The following is an 18,091-nucleotide window of genomic DNA, read 5'->3' as shown; positions in this document are numbered from 1 at the left end:
ATCGTGGCCGCCTCGCTCAGGCGCAGCTCGTAGGACACCCGGCCTGTTCCCAGATGGGCGCCATCGCAGAACCAGCCCTGACGGCTGCGACCACAACCGCACAGCTGATGCACCCCGGCGGGCAGTTGCAGCGGTTCCGGCCCTGGGGTGGCGGCAGTGGGCTCAGGCATCGGTTCCGCTCTCCCATTGAGGCCTGAGCCCAGTCTGGGGCAGCTGCATCCTTGGTCAGCAGGGGCGATCCTGCTGGTGTGGCTGGATACGGGGCACCAGCTCAATCCGCCACGCTCGCCGTGCCCAACCCCTGCATCTCCAGCGCGGACCGGACCTCTCGATGACCCAGACCTTCTCGGCCAGAACCCTGGCCCTGTTCGGCGGTGCCGCAGCCCTGGCGCTGCTGCTCGATCAACCCGCTCAGGCCCATGGCATCGCCCACGGCGGCATCGCTGCGGGCTTCCTGCACCCCATCAGCGGCGCCGATCACCTGCTGCTGCTGATCGGTGTAGGAGCCGCCGCCTCCTGCATCTCCGCCCAGCTGTTGCTCTGGGCCCTGGCTGGTGCGGTGGGCGGCGCCGTATTCGGGGCGATGGGCGGCACGTTGCCGGGCCAGGAGTTCCTGGCAGCCCTGGCGATCAGCGCCGTGGCAGTGCTGGTGCTGCGATGCCTCCGCTCGCAGCAGAGCCCCCAGTTGGGTGCCTGCGCCGCCCTGGTGGCCTCAGCGGTGGCTGTTCACGCCATGCTCCACGGCCTGGAGGCCCCGGTCGACGCGTCTGCCGCTCTCTGGTGGCTGGGGGCCTTTGCAGGTTCGGTGCTGGTGAGCGGCGGCAGCGTCCTGCTGTTGCGGCGCCTGCCCCTGGCCTGGACCCGAGGGGTGGCCCTGCTGCTCGCGCTCTGCGGTGGGGTGGCAGCCCTGGGGCCAATCGGGTTGCTGATGCGCTGAGCCGGAAGCGGGGAGGCTTCGCCCGATGGGGGGAAGAGAATCACCACCATCCCCCCGATCCCCCTCGCCGCTGGTCGCGCCCACAACGCCACTGCAGATCCGGCCCTGCGAGCCGGCCCACTGGCTGGCAATGTCGGTGCTGCTGGAGCCGGTCTTCCGCTCTGGAGACACCTTCCCCCATGACCCGGCGATCGACCTGAGGCCACATTCCGTGGTGGCCGGGCACCGCCGCAGGCAGGGCATCGGCAGCCACCTCTGCCAGCCCTCGCATCAGGCGGCCCGGCGGCTGGGCCTCCGGGCGATGCGGTTCAGCCTGGTGGTGAGCACCCTGCCGGGGGCATTCCGCCACCAGCGACTCGGGTACGTGGATGCCCCGATGATGGTTCAGCAGCTGGTGGAGGAGCCGCGGCCGTGAGGGTGGTGCCGCTGCGGCTGCAGCCCGGAGACGACTTGCGCGCTGCCTTGGAAGCCTGGATGGGTGAGCAGGAGACGAAGGCGGGCTGTGTGATCAGCGCCATCGGCAGCCTGACGGTGGCGCAGCTGCGCTTCGCGGGAGCGTCCGAAGCCACGACGATCCGCTGCGATCTGGAGATCCTCAGCCTGGCCGGCACGCTCTCAAGCGATGGCGCCCACCTGCACATCACGCTCGCTGATTGCAGCGGAGCGGTGATCGGCGGTCACCTCTGCGTTGGCTCGCTGGTGCGCACCACCGCGGAGGTGGTGCTGGGGCTCCTGCCGGAGTGGGACTTTCGGCGGGAACTGGATCCGGCCACCGGCCACGCTGAGCTGCAGGTCATTCTTCGGAGTTCGGACTGAGGGGCGGCAGCCGCCGCTCCACCTGCAGGAAGACGAGCCAGGCCACGCCGGCGCTGATGCCGCCGGTCCAGTCGTTGCGCAGCAGTTCCACGATCGACACCGTGCTGGCACCGATGCGCAGGCCACGCAGCAGAAAGCGGCCCAGCTTCTCCATGTTCACCGCCATGGGCTGGAGCCAACGCAGAGGTGATTCAGTTTGGGGGAAGGGGAGGGGTCATGGACAATCCTGCCTCTCGCTGCACCCTGAGTCGGAACGAATCAAGGTGCAGAACGCTTCACTGTCTGCCTACACCTGCGGCAATGTCCCAGCAGCATTTGGCTTCGGGCAGGGCGCCAGGGGCGGAGCGAGTCCGTGAAGGTTCACAGACCCACACACCAACAACACCAACCCGTGGCCGATCCGCTTCCGTCCTGGTCGCTCACAATGCCGTCCGCCTCTGGCATCCCTTCTGAGGGTGCAGAGCCAAGGCCGAGGCCCGTGACCAAGGCCACCGGGCCCACGGAGCGGATCAAACCCGAGCTTGAGGCCTACCACAAACAGCAGCACTGAGATCCCGATGCTGGAGAGCAACTTGAGCTCCCTGCCTCCTGAGGCCCCCCAATCCAACACCGCTGGCCCCACCAGGATCCCGGTGAGGATGTAGCCAATCATCCAATGATTTGCGGCTGGCGCAGCTTCAAGGCCAGCACACCGATCACACCGGCAATCACCAGGATCGTGGCCAGCTCGTGAAACACGGTGCTGAAGGTCCTGCGGGGAATCAGCTCTGGGGCCCATTGGTTGTGGGGCTCAGTGACGTCACCATCCAACCCCTCTGATGTGTTGAGCGGGCTCAGGCGCTGGGAAATGCGCTAGGGCTTGATCCCAAGCACTCAGCCGCCCCATGCAGCCCTTGCCCGCACCAGCCCACGCCCGGCCAGCAGCCGATGTGGTGGCGGCCTTGCAGAGCGATGGCAGCTCCGGCCTGAGCGAGGCGGAAGCCAAGCGGCGGCTGCATGCCCATGGCACCAATACGCTCACGATCCGCGGCGGCAAGCCTGGCTGGCTGAAGTTCTTACTCCAGTTCAACAACCCCCTGTTGATCACCCTGCTGGTGGTAGGGGCGGTGAAGGCGCTGCTGGGATACCCCCGCGATGCCCTGGTGATCTGGAGCGTCACGGTGATCAATGCCGTGATCGGCTTCGTGCAGGAGAGCAGGGCCGAGAACGCCATCGCCGCCCTGGCGCGATCGGTGCGCACCGAGGTGGAGGTGGTGCGCGGTGGCACGCGCCAGCGCCTGGCCTCGGAGCAGCTGGTGCCGGGCGATCTGGTGCAGCTGGAGGCTGGGGCGCGGGTGCCGGCCGACCTGCGGTTGCTGGAGGGGCGCCACCTGCAGACCGATGAATCGGCCCTCACCGGGGAATCGCTGCCGGTGCACAAGGGCACCACCGCCGTCGAGGCGTCCGCCCCCCTGGCCGAGCGCATCGGCATGGCCTATGCGGGCAGCTTCGTGACGAAGGGTCAGGGCCTGGGGCTGGTGGTGGCCACCGGGGATGACACCGAGGTGGGGAGCATCTCCAGCTCCCTGCAGGATCAGGTGGATCTCACCACCCCGCTCACCCGCAAGTTCGGCCGCTTCAGTCGCCGCTTGCTGCAGGTGATTCTGGTGCTGGCCGGGCTCACGTTTCTGGTGGGGCTGGCGCGAGGGCGCGGCGCCGATGAGATGTTCGATGGGGCCGTGGCCCTGGCGGTGGGCGCGATCCCGGAAGAGTTGCCGGCGATCGTGACGATCACCCTGGCCATCGGCGTGAATCGCATGGCCAGGCGGCAGGCCATCATCCGCAAGCTGCCGGCCGTGGAAACCCTGGGCAGCACCACCGTCATCTGCTCCGACAAGACCGGCACCCTCACCCAGAACCGGATGACGGTGCAACACCTCTACGGCGGCGGCCAACTGGTGGCGATCGAGGATCTCTGGCCTGGGAATGGCCTGTCCGGGACATCGAATGCGGCCCTGCAGGAAACCCTGCTGGCCGGCCTGCTCTGCAACGACGCCCGACCCAGCAACCGTGAGGGGCTGGTGGGCGATCCCACTGAAACGGCCCTGCTGGTGGCCGCTGATGCGGCTGGAATCGACCGCCAGGAGGCTCTGGAGCGCCATCCCCGCCGCGATGCCATTCCTTTTGCTTCCGAACATCAGTTCATGGCCACGCTGCACGGCAGCGAGCGGATCCTGCTCAAGGGCTCGGTGGAAGCCATCCTGGATCGCTGCAGCCGGCAGCTGGATGCCCAGGGCCGGCCGCAGCCGCTCGACCGAGCGGCGATCGAAGCCGCGGTGGCGGCGATGGCGACCCGGGGCGAGCGGGTGCTGGCCTTTTCGATCGCGCAGGCCGAGGTCTTCCAGCAGCAGCTGGAGCACCACCATGTGGCGGCTGATCTCGACTTTCTCGGTCTGCAGGGGATGCTCGATCCACCACGACCAGAGGCGACCCGGGCCGTGGCGGCCTGCCAGGCGGCGGGCATCACGGTGAAGATGATCACCGGCGATCATCTGGAAACCGCCCGGGCCATCGCCCGCCAGATGGGCATCGGCAGACCGTCTGATGGGGGGGCAGGTGCAGAGGCGGTCGATGGCCGCCAGCTGGCGGAACTGAGCCCCGATGCGATCGCGGAGCTGGTGGATCACGTGGATGTGTTTGCCCGGGTGGCGCCGGCCCAGAAGTTGCAGCTGGTGCAGGCCCTCCAGGCCAACGGGGAGGTGGTGGCGATGACCGGCGACGGCGTCAACGACGCGCCCGCCCTCAAGCAGGCCGACATCGGCATCGCCATGGGGCAGGGCGGCACCGAAGTGGCGCGCCAGGCCGCCGACATGCTGCTCACCGACGACAACTTCGCCACCATCGAGGCGGCGGTGGAAGAGGGCCGCACGGTGTACCTCAACCTGCGCAAGACCCTGGCCTTCGTGCTGCCGGTGAACGGCGGCGCCTCGATGACGATCCTGCTGGGAGCAGTGCTGGGTACTCCCCTGCCCGTTACGGCCCTGCAGGTGCTCTGGCTCAACATGATCTGCTCCCTCACCATGTCGATCGCCCTGGCGTTCGAGCCGGTCGCCCCCTGGCTGATGCAGCAGCCGCCCCGGCCGCCGGAGCAGCCCCTGCTCACCGGCGGCCTGATCCGCCGGGTGCTGCTGGTGTCGCTGTTCAACTGGGCGGTGATTTTCGGGCTGTTCTTCTGGAGCGAGCAGCGACTGGGGGATCTGGCCCTGTCCCGCACCATGGCGGTACAAGGACTGGTGCTGGCCCATCTGGTGTATCTGGTGAGCATCAGCCAGTTGCGCACCGCTCTGATTTCCCTGCCGCGGCTGGGCTGGCGTGCTTTCACCCGGGCACCGGCGGTGCTGCTGGGCATCAGTGGCACGGTGGCGGTGCAGTGGATCTTCAGCCAGACGGCGGAGATGAACCGCTTCTTCGGCACCGCACCCCTCAACCTGGAGCAGCTGGGAGTGTGCGCCCTGCCGATGCTGCTGATGCTGCCGGTGGCCTGGCTGGGAGAGCGGCTCGATCCCACCGATGGCAGGTGAGCGCCAACTCCCGCTCGGCCAGTGGCGGGGGGTGCATGGACACATCACTGGTGCTGCGCACCGCCCACCTCTACCGCCGCGTTTCAGCCTGGCCGATAGGGAAACAGGCGCTGGTTGCGGTTGGCGATCGCCCTGGCCCTGAGGAGATCCCTGGCCTGATCGGCGGAGAGGGGCTGCGCAAGTGGCGGCCCAGCGATCCTGGGACCATCGGCCTTCGGGGCCGCGGTGGGAAGCATGTGATCTGCAACACAATATCCATCAATTCTAGTTGATCTAAGGTTGGCGCGAACCCTGTGCCCTGAGGCGGGCTGCTGCAGCCATGAACATCGGCATCAACGGCTTCGGCCGCATCGGCCGCCTGGTGTTCCGCGCCCTCTGGGGGCGGCCCGGCATCGAGCTGGTGCACGTCAACGACAGCGGCGGCGATGCCCACACCGCCGCCCACCTGCTCGCCTTCGATTCCGTGCACGGCCGCTGGCAGCAGACGGTGCAGGGCAACACCTCGGGGTTCCTCGTGGGCGGCCGGGAGGTGCGTTACACCCAGGAGAAGGACCCCACCGCCGTTCCCTGGCGCGAAGCAGGCGTGGAGATGGTGCTGGAGTGCAGCGGCAAGATCAAGACACCGGAGACGCTGCAGCCCTATTTCGACCAGGTGGGCCTCAGACGCGTGGTGGTGGCCTGTCCCGTCAAAGGCGAAATCGCTGGTGCCGAAGCGCTCAACATCGTCTTCGGCATCAACCACCACCTCTACGACCCCACACGCCACCGGCTGATCACCGCCGCCTCCTGCACAACCAACTGCCTGGCGCCGGTGGTGAAGGTGGTGCACGAGCGCTTCGGCATCCGCCACGGCTCGATCACCACCCTGCACGATGTGACCAACACCCAGGTGGTGATAGACGGTTTCAACAGCGATCTGCGCCGCGCCCGATCCTGTCTCCAGAACCTGATCCCCACCAGCACCGGCTCGGCCCGGGCGATCGGCCTGATCTTTCCCGACCTCCAGGGCCGCCTCAACGGCCACGCCATCCGGGTGCCTTTGCTCAATGCCTCGATCACCGACGCTGTGTTCGAGCTGGAGCGCATCGCCACGGCTGAGGAGGTGAACGGCGCCTTTGAGGCCGCCGCCAACGGTCCCCTGCAGGGCATCCTCGGCTACGAGAGCCGGCCGCTGGTGTCCAGCGATTTCCTCAATGACAGCCGCAGTTCGATCGTGGATGCTCTCTCCACCCTGGTGGTGAACGGCACCCAGCTGAAGGTATACGCCTGGTACGACAACGAGTGGGGTTACAGCTGCCGCATGGCCGATCTTGCCTGCCACGTGATTGCCCGGGAGGCAGGCTGATGCGCAACCTCACCGCCCTGCAGCAGTACGGCATCGTGACGGCCAACTACTGGGCCTTCACCCTCACCGACGGTGCCCTCCGCATGCTCGTGGTGTTCCACTTCCACCAGCTGGGTTACACCACCCTGGAGATCGCCTTTCTGTTTCTGTTCTACGAATTCTTCGGCATCGTCACCAACCTCTACGGCGGCTGGCTGGGGGCCCGCTTCGGGCTGCGGCTCACCCTCTGGGCGGGCACGTTGCTGCAGGTGGGTGCCCTGCTGATGCTGATCCCGGTGGCCGACAGCTGGCCCCGCTGGTGGAGCGTGGCCTACGTGATGGTGGCCCAGGCGATCAGTGGCATCGCCAAGGACCTCAACAAGATGAGCGCCAAGAGCGCCATCAAGACGGTGGTGCCCGAGACCCCCGACGACCACAGCCGCGGCGAGACCCAGCTGTTCCAGTGGGTGGCGATCCTCACCGGCTCCAAGAACGCCCTCAAGGGGGTGGGCTTCTTCCTGGGCGGGGTGTTGCTCACCAGCATCGGTTTCAACGCCGCCGTGGGCGCCATGGCTGCCGCTCTGTTCCTGGCCTTTCTGATGACGCTGGTGCTGCCCGGAGACATCGGCCGCATGAAGGAGAAACCCGCCTTCACCGAGCTGTTCTCGAAATCCACAGGCATCAACATGCTCTCGCTGGCGCGCTTCTTCCTGTTCGGTGCCCGGGATGTGTGGTTCGTGGTGGCCCTGCCGGTGTTCCTGCAGGCCGCCCTGGGCTGGCAATACTGGGAGGTGGGCGGCTTCATGGGCCTGTGGGTGATCGGCTACGGGATCGTGCAGGGATTGGTGCCGGCCCTGCGCCGCAGCTGGGGAAAGAGCGCGCCACCCGGTGTGTCTGCGGTGCAGTTCTGGAGTGCGGTGCTCACCGCCATCCCGGGCCTGATCGCCATCAGCCTCTGGCGGCAACTGGGCAATCCCGGCATCGCCGTGGTGGTGGGACTGGCGGCATTCGGGGTGGTGTTCGCCATGAATTCCTCGATCCACAGCTACATGATTCTGGCCTACACCGAAGCCGAAGATGTGAGCCTGAATGTGGACTTCTATTACATGGCCAATGCCGCCGGCCGCCTCGTGGGCACCCTGCTCTCGGGCGCTCTGTTCCTGGTCGGCGGGCTGCAGGCCTGCCTGTGGGCTTCGTGCCTGCTGGTGGCGCTGGCCTTCCTCTCCGGCACGCGTCTGCCCGCACCACCACGTCAGCTGCAGCCGGCATGAACCCGGACCAGGAGCTGTTTTCATCCGCTGTGAGGCATCTTCGCCGGTTTTCCTGTCCACTGCTGGAAGCCCTTACCCAGGGCTTCCGCATGCGCTTCTCCATCCCTGATACGGCCGCGACGATCGCCGATCGAATTGTGCAGAAGCGCCACCATGACTGGATCGAGGCGATTTTCGCGTCGCACCGATACGTGTGCTCAGCCATTCGGCCCAGCCCAGTCGGGCTGCTGGGCCCCTCACCTGCTGCGTGATGGCCGGCATCTGAGGATCGCCTGGCCTGGCACATCCGTGGCATCACTGCCCTGGCGATCGGCTTGGTGGTGGTGGGTGCCCTGATCCGGCTGGGTGGGGTGCTCTGAACTCGCTCGATCCCCACAACAAAGCCCGCAGCCGTGATCGTTTTCAGATCAGCTGTTTTTCAGTCTCTCGCCTGCGGGGGATCTCCTTCTTTCCGGCTCCCTCCTTGGCCTGCCCAGTCGTTCTGGCGGGTGCGTGCAGATACGGGGGACCGGCCCTGCGGACACCTGCCTTGGCCCTGTCACAAGAGCCAGGCCCCGCCCAGCGGCCAGTCGTGCCGCCTCCTGCACGGCCGTGATGCAGCGCTGGGCCCGGCGTTTGGCATCGTCCTGGCCCTGGGCGCGCAGCAGGTAACCCTCCAGCGCCTCCGGGGTTTCGATCAGTGCCAGCAGGCCAGCGGGGCGTGCAGAGAGGGAGCCATCCGCAAGCAGGCGGCTCACCAGGCCGTGGGTGGTCCCACAGCTGCTCCCCTGCGGAGCCGGCTGCCAACAGATCCTGGCGAAGTACTCCCAGCAGCGATTGCTTGAGGGCATCGAGCTGGCCCGGCCGCAGCCGGCGGCTGTTGAGCAGGCCCACGGTGGTGCGGGGACCGCCCCTCGGTTTCACAGGGACATTGAACGCGGCGCCACGGCCGCCAACGGAGATCGAGCTCAACCCGCCCCTGGTGAAAGCGAAAGCCCATGGCGATCCGCGGCTGTTCTCGCGGGTGGTGCCGGAGCAGGTTTCAGGCTGCCCTGATGGTGCAGCAGTCCGCAAAGCCATGCACCCAGCGCGTAGAACCGTCGGCTCTGCAGACTCCAGAGAAGGACGGGTCCGCCTCAGAAGCAGCGTTGCGCTGTCTGGGTTGCAAAAGGTACGGGAACAGGTACTCCAGCAACCCCCCACAGCCGCAGAGAAGGCGTACTTTGAACTTGAGGGGAGGCCCGGTAGCCAACCCGACCCTCACCCTCCAACAGAGTCCGGCCAGGGATCACCCGAGCCGGTGTGCACAAAGGAGGTGCGCCAACGATGCGACACACAACAGGTGAACGTGATGGCGCGGCGCGAACGCCATCACGTAACCGCAGAGAGCCATACGCCAGTTCTGATTCCCGCGTGATGAACCCCCGGGCTGTATAACCCGAGCCGGGATCACAGCCGAGAAGGTCAAGCCCCGAGCATCTCTTCTCCCAGACGTGATCTCCTTCCCTTCCCTGCCAGGCCCCAGACAGGACATGCATGAACCACAGACACCCGATCGGCAGTTCCTGGTGTGAGGACGTGACCGCCGCAACCGGTGCTAAGGCGCCCCCCACGGGGCGCCTTCCTGTTGGGCATGGGGTCCTCACGCTTCAGCGGAGCGACAGGGCAAGTCCATGGCTCAGCGTTGCAGCCTGGAGCCCCCACAGTCCTGCCAGCTGCCGAGCAGACGAGCCAGTTCATCCTTCATGGCACTGAGCTCGGAGATCCGCTGGTCAATCGACGCCATCCTGGTCGCAATGCTGTCTTTCAGGACAGAGCAGTTGCAGACACCAGCTCGCCGGACCTCCAGGATCTTCGCCAGCTCGGGAATCGATACATCCATCGCTCGCAGCGCCCGAATGATCGTCAGCTCAGCGAGATTCTCCTGATCAAACAACCTGTATCCCGCTGCGGATCGAGCCTTGGGCTGGAGCAGTCCCTCGTCGCAGTAGAAGCGGATCGTCTTGACGGAGAGGCCTGTTCGCCTGGCCACCTCGCCGATGCGCAGGCCCGGCATGGGCACCGATGACAGCGATCCCCTCAAGGGCACAACCTGAACCCTCCAGTCCATGGAAGCTGCTCAAGCGTAGGCACCGGCAAGCGACAGCAGCCCTGCCAGCAACTGTCCACTGATCACGGATTACTGGAGACTTTCGCTAGGCTGCCGGTCCAGCAGGCGCTCTGCGCTCATCACCCGTCCCATGTCGCACCGTTTCAGTCCGTGGGGCGTGCAGGCGGCAGCCGCGATCGGAGCCAACCTCCTGTTCTCCGCCGCCGCTCTGGCCGCTCCAGCCGCAGGTTCGGGCGGCGTCCCGGCGATGTACGCCACTCAGGCAGAAGCGGAGAAAGCCGCCAAGCTGCACTTCAACTGCACGGGCGCCCACAGGATGGGCAACCAGTGGATGCCCTGTGCCGAGCACGGTGATGGCCAGGGCTCCGGGCCCTCCCACTGAGGATGAGCACTTCCATGGCCCAATGTGGGGACAAGCCCAAGCGGATCGCCTTCGGGGTAGCGCCCCTGGGCATCATCTCGATCGGCATCGTGCCGATGGGGGTGGTGAGCATCGGCGTGGTGCCGATGGGCGTCATCAGCATTGGCGTGGTGGGGATGGGTGTGCTGAACGCCTGTGTGGTGGGAATGGGCGTGCTGGTGGCGGGAGTGAATGTGATGGGGGTCTGGTGGGCAGGCCTGGAAGGCATGGGCCCGCAGCGCCTGGGGGCTCCTGCCGGTGCCCTGCATCAGCACCACCACAGCTCCGATAGCCAGTTGCCGGCCAACCTGTTGGCTTACCCCACCCGAGAGGAGGCCCTGGAGCAAGCCCGGAAACTCGGCTGCAGCGGCGTCCATGCCATGGGCTCCCTCTGGATGCCCTGCTCCCAGCACCCGCAGTAGGGGAAGTCCTCGGTGACCGTCAGCCGATTGAGGATGGAAGGCAACGGCCTGAGATCGATGACGCGAACCACCTGGCCATGGGCCTGGCTGGCCGGGGTCGCCCTGGCCCTGGTGCCGATGTCTGTCTGGGCCCATGCCGATGCACACCCCGGTGGTGGTTTCGTGGCCGGATTGCTTCACCCCATCTCGGGCCTCGATCACGTGGTGGCGATGGTGGCCGTGGGCCTCTGGGGTGCGGTGCTCGGCCCACCGGCCCTGTGGGTGCTGCCGGTGGCCTTCCCCATGGTGATGGCCCTCGGGGGGCTGCTCGGTCTACTGGGCATTCCGATTCCGGGGGTGGAGATCGGCATCGCCGTCTCGGGTCTGGTGATGGGGCTGATGGTGCTGTTCGAGCTCCGACCGCCCCTGTGGCTGGCGGCGCTGATCGTTTCCGCCTTCGCGGTGTTTCACGGCCATGCCCATGGCGCGGAACTGCCGGCCGGCAGCAACGCCCTGCTCTACAGCCTGGCCTTTGTCCTGGCGACAGGGCTGCTGCATCTGCTCGGGATCCTGCTGGGAGAAACGCGCCGCTGGCCCGGTGGTCGGCGCTTTGTGCAAGGGGCCGGTGGGGTGGTGGCGCTGGTGGGGCTGTGGTTCCTGGAGCAGGCCCTCACGTGATCGCGCTCCTCGCCCATCTCACCCCCTCCGGCTTCGGGCCCTGGGGTGATGGCATGGCGCGGCTGTTTCTGGAGCCCACCGAGCTGCTGCTGGTGATCGCCCTGGTGCTGCTGGGCGTGCAGGCCCGCCAGCCCTGCAGCGATCGCCTGCCCTTGCTGCTGCCGCTGGCCTGGCTGCTGGGGGGCCTGATCGGCCTGCGCCTGCCATCGCCCCTGCTGCTGGCCGTCGTCTGCACAGGCCTGTTGGCGGCCCTGGGCTTGCTGGTGGCCCTCGGTCTGCGGCTGCGGCAGGCGCAGCTGCTGCCCCTCGCTGCTGGCCTGGCGGGGCTGTTCGCCCTGGTGGCGGGATCGGCCCTGGCCGGTCATTCAGGAGCGCTGGCGGCCCTGCTGGGGGAGACCGTGGCGATCGCGGTGTTGAGCCTTCTGCTTGCGCAGGCTCTGGCACCGCCGCATCCGCGCTGGCTGGCGATCGGCCTGCGGGTGGGCGGCAGCTGGATCACCGCCGCCTCGTTGCTGATGTTCGGTTGGCTGGTCCGCCACCCACAGTGATGCCTCTGCAGCCAGCCGGACCCACAATGGAGATCACGGTTCCAGTGGGTCACTCCCTGGAGGCAACGAGGAAAGTCCGGTGGGGCGCAGGGTTCTCCTGAGCCGAGTCCGGCGCTGTCCCGCAGCTGTGATGGGGGCCATGGCCCTCTCAGCCAGAACGCTCGCCGTGTTGAGCCCCTTCTTCGCCGGCGCGGACCGGATTCCATCATGACCCTTTCTGCTTCTGCCCGATCTCTGGCCCTGTTTGGCGCGGCCTCAGCACTGGCATTGCTGCTGGATCAGCCCGCCCAGGCCCATGGCATCGCCCACGGCGGCATCGCCGCCGGCTTCCTGCACCCGATCAGCGGTGTCGATCACCTGCTGCTGCTGGTCGGCGTCGGGGCCGCCGCCTCCTGCATTTCTGCGCAGCTGCTGCTCTGGGCTCTGGCTGGGGCGATCGGCGGTGGTGTGTTTGGAGCGATGGGCGGCACCCTGCCGGCCCAGGAATTCCTCGCAGCCCTGGCGATTACGGCGGTGGCCGTGCTGGTGCTGCGCAGTCTCCGCTCGCAGCAGAGCCCCCAGCTGGGTGCCTGCGCCGCCCTGGTGGCCGCAGCGGTGGCGGTACACGCCATGCTGCACGGCCTGGAAGCTCCGGCCGACGGCTCCGCCCTGCTCTGGTGGCTGGGGGCCTTCAGTGGCTCAGTGCTGGTGAGCGGCGGCAGCTTCCTGGCGCTGCGGCGTCTGCCCTTGGCCTGGACCCGTGGCGTGTGCGTGCTGCTGGCTGTCTGCGGCGGGGTGGCAGCCCTGGGGCCGATCGGCTTGCTGATGCGCTGATCGGAAAGGCGGGTTGGTTCACCAGCTGGAGGAGGACGAGGATCACCATCCCCTGGATCCCACTTCCCTGGCTGCGCTCTCCTCGCCCCTGAAGATCCGCCCCTATGCGGCGGCCGACTGGCCTGGGGTGTGGGCCCTGCTGGAGCCGGTGTTCCGCGCTGGTGAAACCTTCCCCCACGACCCAGGCATCACAGAAGAAGAGGCCCAGGTGGCGTGGGTCGGGCAGAGCAAGGCGGTGATGGTGGCGGTGGATGTGGCCGGGGCCGTGCTGGGCACGTACTACCTCCGGCCCAACTCCCTGCGCCTCGGCGCCCATGTCGCCAACGCGGGCTACGTGGTGTCGGTGCACTGCCGCCGCCAGGGAATCGGCAGCCGCCTCTGCCAGCACTCCCTGCAGCTGGCTCGGCGGCTGGGGTTCCGGGCGATGCAGTTCAACCTGGTGGTGAGCACCAACAGCGCCGGCATCCGTTGCTGGCGGCGCAACGGCTTTCAGCTGGTGGGAACCCTGCCAGGGGCGTTTCGCCACAAGCAGTTGGGTTACGTCGATGCCTTGGTGATGTTCCAGGGGCTGGTCGAGGGGCCGAAGCCATGAAGGTGGTGCCTCTGCGGCACCCATTCATCTGATGGTGCCCACCTGCACATCGCCGTGGCAGACAGCAGGCGTGCGGTGATCGGCGGGCACCTCTGCGCTGGGTCGCTGGTGCGCACCACCGCCGCATGGGTCTCCGAAGCCGTCAGGCCCAGCTCGGCGCCGAGGGCCGCATCGGTGGGCGCGGGGCCTGGATCCAGGGCCAGGCGCAGCAGCACCACCAGATCCTGCGGACGCAGCACAAGCTGGGGATTGGAGGGTGAGCGGGCCAAGGCCTCAGGGGCTATGTGGCATTCGCGAATAGCGAATCAAGCGCCCCCAGGCACGCTGGGCTTCCTCGCTGTCTCAGGCTTCCGAAGCCGCCGGCGGCAACAGCCGCTCGATTGCCTCCGGTGGCACCCCTACCTGCTGGGCGATCAGCAGCACCAGTTGCTCCAGCCGATCGAGTCGTTGCTCGAAGACCTGCAGCTCTGCGGAAGCTGCCTTGGTCCCCGGCTTGCCCGCACCGGCACCGCTCTTGCTGCCCTTGGCGGCCTTGACCGGCAGGGCGCTGCGCAGGGGCGGTCCATCGGGGTGACTGAGCAGGAATTCCACCTGTTTCGACACCGGGCCCCTGCTGAGACCCTTGATACCCCGCTGTTTGCACAGCTCCCAGAGCACCTTGATCGAGAGATGCTCCAGCTCCTCCCGACTGGCAGGGGCGTCCCCTTCCAGCACCGGTGGTGGCTGGCTGGTGGCCTGGGGTGTGTCGCCCAGCTCCTGCTGCAGCCCGCGGTAGAGGCGGGCGTCAGACTGGGCCAGGTCCCGCAACGTGGCCCGCAGGGTGTCAGTGAGTTGTCCCATCAGCCTTGGCCTCCCGGACCTGCTGGGCCGCTGCGCTGTCCACGATCTCCACCTTGGCGAGTGGGGTCGGCTCCGGCGGATTCACGGGGCCGTTATGGCCATTGCCTCCAAGGCTCGGTGGGGGTAGATCCTTGGTCTTCTCGATGAACTCCTGGCGCTTCTGATCCAGTTGCACCACCCGCTCCTTGGTGTGGGTCCAGCGGTTGATGAAGCGGATCACGGCCTGCACCAGGCCACCGAGAAAGGAACCGCCTTGAAAGTTCTTGCGGCCGAGCTTGTAGCGGCCGAATTCATTGACGATGTCATCACCCGCATCTTCCAGATCTCCGGCAATCGCCGTGACGATTTCCAGCATCTGATAGATGTCGCTGCGCACGGAAGCTTCCCGGGCAGCGAGATCCAGCAAGTTCTGCCTGAGCGTGGCGGTTTCATCGCGCGCCTTGATCGAGCGGCTTCTGTACTGCCCGCGGCTGATCATCAAGCTCTTATAGGAGTTGCGCAGCTCGAGGTAGACGCTGTTGAGATCTTCCCGGCTCAGGGGCTCGGGATCAGGCGGAAAATCCGAGGTGGGGGGTAGGGAAACCATACGGCTGGCCAGTCAGGGTCAATCCTGCCTCCTGCGGCACCCAGCCCCAAAGCGAATCAGGCTGCAGAACTATGCGCATGCTGCATAATCCTGGCGTGAGGGCTTGGCAGTCCTGGGTTCTTGGGCCGGAGGCTATGGGCTGCGCCTTCCCGGAAGGTTCACAGACCCACACACCGACAACGCCAGCGCGCCCCCCGTTTCGCTGCCGCCCTGGTCGCTCCCCATGCTGTACGCCTCTGGCATCCCTTCTGTGGGACAGGGTCTCGGCCGAACCCGCGGATGGTCTTGATGACGGATGTGCGCACCTCTACTGCTTCTTCGCAGGAGAAATGATCCGAATCTCGAGAGGGGGTGGAGGCTTGAGTCGTTCCTTCGCGGAGACCTTCCGTCCCATGGCCCAGATCGACCTGCTCCTGGCCGCTGAACTGGTGGTTGTCCTGCTGCTGCTGGCAACCCTCGACCGTCCGCAGCGCAAAACCTCGTTGCCTGAGTCGCCGCTGGATGCTCCACCGCAGACGGGATGGACGCCGGAGAACGACCTCCACGCCCAGCGCATCCTGCGGCTGGAGCGCCGTCGCGGTGTGCCTCGAGCACCCCTGTCCTGAGAGTGCGGAGCGATGGGGCTACTTAGGATCGACGGATTAACGATCGTTCGTCAGGCAAGGCCGGTGATGTTCGGAGGTCAGGACCAGAAGGACGAGTTCGACTACTGGTACGGCCAGGTTCACCTCAGGAACCTCCCGCTGATTGGTGCCCAGAACCATGTCCCCACCCAGGAGTTGCGGCACGAATGCACCAACTATGACGAGCTGAGGTGGCTCAAGTCGGTTCAGGATCTCGACGAGCTGGAGCGCTGCCGTGTCATCACGATCATCAAGTATCAGTGCACCGCCAAGGTCCTGCAGCGGCGCACGGGTCTACTGAGGGAATACGCCCGCCTCTGCGAAGACAATGCTCTCGATCAGAAGAAAGAACGCTCGCGTCTTGGTGCGCTCCTGCACAAGCTCAAGCAGGCCCTGCAGGGCAAGCAGGTTGAGGTCGACCGACTCAGCAATCGCATCAAGGTGCTGGAGGCGGAGGCCGTGGCCCTACGCTCCGAGCAGCAGCAATCCAAGGCGGAGCTGCAGTTGCAGAAAGAGCTGGATGCTCTCCGGCGTGCCTATGGGGCTGAGGTGGAGCGCCGCAAGCAACTGGCCAAGAACAACCAGAGCCTCGGCGGCCGTGTCGCCCACTCCAACCGCTATCGACGTGAGCGCGACGAGCTGCAAGAAGCCCTCAGGATCGAACGTCAGACCAGCCAGGCCCTGCGCCGAGAGCTGGAGCAGCTGCGGGGCGGTGAGCAGCTGGGCCTGGACCTTGTTGAGTGAGCACCATGGCCCGCAAGTCTTCCCCACGGCAGAAGGAACCGACGCTGGCCGACCTCAGGCGCCAGGTGTTTGCCCTGGCAACAGTCACCAGCACCAAGGAGCTCAAGCGAGCCAATGTGGATCTGCGCCATCTCGATTTCCGCTTCAAGGCCAGCTGGTCTTCAGCCCTGACGGTGTTGCAGCAGGCCGCTGCGGCCTATCCCGACTGGGACACCAATCCACCGGAGGAGTACAGGGAGTTGTTCGCCGAGATTGATCAGGCGGCTGCGGCCTACAGCGCCTCGATTGATCAGGGGCTCAAGCTGAGTGCCCAGCTGCGGCATGCCGCCGACGATCTCGAGGCCCTCTCCGGTGAGCTGCTGGAGGAGGCCGAGGAGCTGAAGGCGATCGAGCAGGCCTCCCGCAAGCAGCGCCGGGCCCGCTCGCTCAACTGAGGTCGCCGCAGTGGTGCAGCGACAGCTCCAGCGCTCGCTGCGGCGCAGGGCGAGGCGATCAATCCGTTCGGTGCGAATCAAGCCCTCTTCTCGGCCCATGCTGTCTTCCTCATCGACGAGGGCGGTCCTCCAGGGCCTTGTGCTCAAGGGCTCTCGCTTTGGTGAGGGTCAAGTCACCCACCGCGAAATGGAGGACGGGCTTTCGCTGATCCCAGTCGAGTCGTCGCGCAGGAGTCCTCAGCCTGCGCGACCGCGCAAGGGCTGGCCCAAGCCGGCCCGCCGCAGGAAATGAGACGCCTGGGGGCATTGGGTTCTGTGAGCGCTGCGGCCGGCCCTTGTCGCTGGCCGCGCTGGCGCTTGCGGTCCTGCGCTTGCCACCCGTGGCTGTTGCTTCCACATCACGATCCACCTCCACACCGAAAGGCACGTCCGGCCCCAAGGTCTCGCCAGAGGAGAAGCTGGTGGCCTCCCTGCTCGCCCTGCTGGAGGCGGGCACCACTCCCTGGCGGCGCGAGTGGGATGCCGCTGCAGGCGGGCACCACGTGAATCTGCTCTCCGGCCGTCGCTACCGTGGTGCCAATCCGGTGCTGCTCACCCTGGGCATGCACCTACGGGGTTCAGCCCTGCCCTATTGGTGCGGCTTTGCCGAGGCCAAGGCGCTCGGGGTCTTCCCCCGCAAGGGCAGCAAAGCCGTGCACGTGCTGCGGCCCCAGGTGCATCAGCGGGGCGAAGGCCAGCTGGCCGAGGCTGTTCCAGTTGATGCGGCAGGCACGGGCGGAAGTGGGGGTGCTGGCCAGGAAGCTGCGGGGCCTGGGCGCAGCTGGGTGAGCTATCGGCCGGTGCCGGTCTTCAATGCCGCCGATCTGGAGGGCGAGGCCCTGGAAGGGCTCATCCAGAAGCGCCGCCAGGTCGAGGGAGTGATCCAGCGCCCCGAGCCCGAGCGGCTGGCGTCAGCTGAGGCCGTGCTCAGCAGCTGGCCGGTGCGGGTGCGCTTTGGCGGCGATCGGGCCTGCTACCTGCCGCTGCCGGATCGAATCCAGCTGCCGGAGCGCGTGGCCTTTCATTCAGCAGCGGCCCTCTATGCCACCTGGGCCCATGAGGCGATTCACTCCACCGGCCATGGCTCCCGGCTGGCCCGGGATCTCTCCGGCGGCATGGGCGCCGAAGGCGATGGCGGCAGGGCCTATGCCCGTGAGGAGCTCGTCGCCGAGCTGGGGGCGGTGCTGCTGGGCGATCGCCTGGAAATCGGCAGTGCCATGGCCAATCACGCCGCCTATCTGGGCCACTGGATCGAGCTGCTACGCGAATCGCCCCGGGTGTTGCTGCAGGTGCTCAGCGATGCCCGCAGGGCGGCTGATCTGATCTGCCCCGAGGCGCCAGAAGTGCTCAGGAGCTGAGGCCAGATGGGCAAGGCGGGCCTTGGGGCCGGCGATCA

At 67.0% G+C, this 18,091-nt stretch carries 23 protein-coding genes and 1 riboswitch; of the genes, 17 read left to right on the top strand and 6 right to left on the bottom strand.

The window, feature by feature from the left end; genetic code table 11:
• Nucleotides 1-331: 331 nt before the first annotated feature.
• Genes VB716_RS00445 through VB716_RS00435 form a run of 3 tightly spaced genes read left to right on the top strand, consistent with a single transcriptional unit; the run spans nt 332 to nt 1,753 of the window.
• A complete protein-coding gene (locus VB716_RS00445; RefSeq protein ID WP_323269431.1) occupies nt 332-937 on the top strand; it encodes a HupE/UreJ family protein in 606 nt (201 codons plus the stop codon).
• A 25-nt stretch (nt 938-962) separates the two neighbouring features.
• Nucleotides 963-1,352 (top strand): hypothetical protein, encoded by a 390-nt coding sequence (locus VB716_RS00440; RefSeq protein WP_323269430.1) that lies wholly within the window; start codon nt 963-965, stop codon nt 1,350-1,352.
• Complete coding sequence (locus VB716_RS00435; RefSeq protein WP_323269429.1) at nt 1,349-1,753, top strand: PPC domain-containing DNA-binding protein; 405 nt, start codon at nt 1,349-1,351, stop codon at nt 1,751-1,753. The genes VB716_RS00440 and VB716_RS00435 overlap by 4 nt, the downstream gene beginning before the upstream one ends.
• On the opposite strand, the gene VB716_RS00430 is transcribed toward VB716_RS00435, so the two are convergent.
• Nucleotides 1,731-1,919 (bottom strand): hypothetical protein, encoded by a 189-nt coding sequence (locus VB716_RS00430; RefSeq protein WP_197154160.1) that lies wholly within the window; start codon nt 1,917-1,919, stop codon nt 1,731-1,733. The genes VB716_RS00435 and VB716_RS00430 overlap by 23 nt on opposite strands.
• A 120-nt stretch (nt 1,920-2,039) precedes the next feature.
• The gene (locus VB716_RS17375) at nt 2,040-2,405 is read right to left on the bottom strand and encodes a cation:proton antiporter (RefSeq protein ID WP_197154158.1); all 366 of its coding nucleotides are present in this window, start codon (nt 2,403-2,405) and stop codon (nt 2,040-2,042) included.
• Nucleotides 2,406-2,637: 232 nt separating this feature from the next.
• Here VB716_RS17375 and VB716_RS00425 point away from each other — a divergent pair, with 232 nt between their 5' ends.
• The 4 genes from VB716_RS00425 (at nt 2,638) to VB716_RS00410 (ending at nt 8,159) form a co-directional block, all read left to right on the top strand.
• Nucleotides 2,638-5,313 carry an HAD-IC family P-type ATPase gene (locus tag VB716_RS00425; protein ID WP_323269428.1) on the top strand — a complete coding sequence of 892 codons (2,676 nt, stop codon included), beginning with the start codon at nt 2,638-2,640 and terminating at the stop codon, nt 5,311-5,313.
• A gap of 319 nt (nt 5,314-5,632) precedes the next feature.
• Nucleotides 5,633-6,658, top strand: coding sequence for an ArsJ-associated glyceraldehyde-3-phosphate dehydrogenase (locus VB716_RS00420; protein WP_323250457.1), 1,026 nt, complete (start codon nt 5,633-5,635; stop codon nt 6,656-6,658).
• Nucleotides 6,658-7,908: an organoarsenical effux MFS transporter ArsJ gene (gene arsJ / locus VB716_RS00415; RefSeq protein WP_323269427.1), complete on the top strand. Its 1,251-nt coding sequence runs from the start codon at nt 6,658-6,660 to the stop codon at nt 7,906-7,908. The genes VB716_RS00420 and arsJ overlap by 1 nt, the downstream gene beginning before the upstream one ends.
• Nucleotides 7,905-8,159 carry a hypothetical protein gene (locus VB716_RS00410; protein WP_323269426.1) on the top strand — a complete coding sequence of 85 codons (255 nt, stop codon included), beginning with the start codon at nt 7,905-7,907 and terminating at the stop codon, nt 8,157-8,159. The genes arsJ and VB716_RS00410 overlap by 4 nt, the downstream gene beginning before the upstream one ends.
• A gap of 1,406 nt (nt 8,160-9,565) precedes the next feature.
• On the opposite strand, the gene VB716_RS00405 is transcribed toward VB716_RS00410, so the two are convergent.
• Nucleotides 9,566-9,943, bottom strand: coding sequence for a MerR family transcriptional regulator (locus VB716_RS00405; RefSeq protein WP_323269425.1), 378 nt, complete (start codon nt 9,941-9,943; stop codon nt 9,566-9,568).
• A 184-nt stretch (nt 9,944-10,127) separates the two neighbouring features.
• Between VB716_RS00405 and VB716_RS00400 the strand changes: the two genes are divergently transcribed.
• From VB716_RS00400 to VB716_RS00375, 6 genes are all read left to right on the top strand, one after another.
• On the top strand, nt 10,128-10,379 hold the full coding sequence (locus VB716_RS00400; RefSeq protein ID WP_197154140.1) for a DUF3721 domain-containing protein: 252 nt from the start codon (nt 10,128-10,130) through the stop codon (nt 10,377-10,379).
• Between the two features lie 14 nt (nt 10,380-10,393).
• Nucleotides 10,394-10,819, top strand: coding sequence for a hypothetical protein (locus VB716_RS00395; protein WP_323269424.1), 426 nt, complete (start codon nt 10,394-10,396; stop codon nt 10,817-10,819).
• A gap of 57 nt (nt 10,820-10,876) precedes the next feature.
• A complete protein-coding gene (locus VB716_RS00390) occupies nt 10,877-11,476 on the top strand; it encodes a HupE/UreJ family protein (protein WP_323250448.1) in 600 nt (199 codons plus the stop codon).
• The gene (locus VB716_RS00385) at nt 11,473-12,024 is read left to right on the top strand and encodes a phosphoglycerate kinase (protein ID WP_323269423.1); all 552 of its coding nucleotides are present in this window, start codon (nt 11,473-11,475) and stop codon (nt 12,022-12,024) included. The genes VB716_RS00390 and VB716_RS00385 overlap by 4 nt, the downstream gene beginning before the upstream one ends.
• Nucleotides 12,025-12,043: 19 nt before the next feature.
• Nucleotides 12,044-12,208, top strand: a riboswitch (cobalamin riboswitch).
• Between the two features lie 23 nt (nt 12,209-12,231).
• On the top strand, nt 12,232-12,837 hold the full coding sequence (locus tag VB716_RS00380; RefSeq protein ID WP_197154137.1) for a HupE/UreJ family protein: 606 nt from the start codon (nt 12,232-12,234) through the stop codon (nt 12,835-12,837).
• A 13-nt stretch (nt 12,838-12,850) separates the two neighbouring features.
• On the top strand, nt 12,851-13,429 hold the full coding sequence (locus VB716_RS00375) for a GNAT family N-acetyltransferase (RefSeq protein ID WP_323269422.1): 579 nt from the start codon (nt 12,851-12,853) through the stop codon (nt 13,427-13,429).
• Here the strand turns inward: VB716_RS00375 and VB716_RS00370 are convergent.
• From VB716_RS00370 to VB716_RS00360, 3 genes are all read right to left on the bottom strand, one after another.
• Nucleotides 13,375-13,698 carry a hypothetical protein gene (locus VB716_RS00370; RefSeq protein ID WP_322757354.1) on the bottom strand — a complete coding sequence of 108 codons (324 nt, stop codon included), beginning with the start codon at nt 13,696-13,698 and terminating at the stop codon, nt 13,375-13,377. The two genes, VB716_RS00375 and VB716_RS00370, sit on opposite strands and share 55 nt — an antisense overlap.
• Before the next feature lie 73 nt (nt 13,699-13,771).
• The gene (locus VB716_RS00365; protein ID WP_323269421.1) at nt 13,772-14,269 is read right to left on the bottom strand and encodes a hypothetical protein; all 498 of its coding nucleotides are present in this window, start codon (nt 14,267-14,269) and stop codon (nt 13,772-13,774) included.
• The gene (locus VB716_RS00360) at nt 14,253-14,855 is read right to left on the bottom strand and encodes a hypothetical protein (RefSeq protein WP_323269420.1); all 603 of its coding nucleotides are present in this window, start codon (nt 14,853-14,855) and stop codon (nt 14,253-14,255) included. The genes VB716_RS00365 and VB716_RS00360 overlap by 17 nt, the downstream gene beginning before the upstream one ends.
• Before the next feature lie 359 nt (nt 14,856-15,214).
• Here VB716_RS00360 and VB716_RS00355 point away from each other — a divergent pair, with 359 nt between their 5' ends.
• The 4 genes from VB716_RS00355 (at nt 15,215) to VB716_RS00340 (ending at nt 18,053) form a co-directional block, all read left to right on the top strand.
• Nucleotides 15,215-15,460 carry a hypothetical protein gene (locus tag VB716_RS00355; protein WP_231605164.1) on the top strand — a complete coding sequence of 82 codons (246 nt, stop codon included), beginning with the start codon at nt 15,215-15,217 and terminating at the stop codon, nt 15,458-15,460.
• Nucleotides 15,461-15,526: 66 nt separating this feature from the next.
• Nucleotides 15,527-16,222 carry a hypothetical protein gene (locus VB716_RS00350; RefSeq protein WP_322757357.1) on the top strand — a complete coding sequence of 232 codons (696 nt, stop codon included), beginning with the start codon at nt 15,527-15,529 and terminating at the stop codon, nt 16,220-16,222.
• A gap of 5 nt (nt 16,223-16,227) precedes the next feature.
• On the top strand, nt 16,228-16,656 hold the full coding sequence (locus VB716_RS00345) for a hypothetical protein (protein WP_322757358.1): 429 nt from the start codon (nt 16,228-16,230) through the stop codon (nt 16,654-16,656).
• 461 nt (nt 16,657-17,117) lie between these two features.
• Nucleotides 17,118-18,053 carry an ArdC family protein gene (locus VB716_RS00340; RefSeq protein WP_416238063.1) on the top strand — a complete coding sequence of 312 codons (936 nt, stop codon included), beginning with the start codon at nt 17,118-17,120 and terminating at the stop codon, nt 18,051-18,053.
• Nucleotides 18,054-18,091 lie beyond the last annotated feature (38 nt).

The sequence above is a fragment of the Synechococcus sp. CCY9201 genome, assembly GCF_034931105.1.
Lineage (GTDB): Bacteria > Cyanobacteriota > Cyanobacteriia > PCC-6307 > Cyanobiaceae > CBW1002.
The sequence above is the reverse complement of the archived record's forward strand: the minus strand, read 5'-3'. Positions and strand labels throughout refer to the sequence as shown.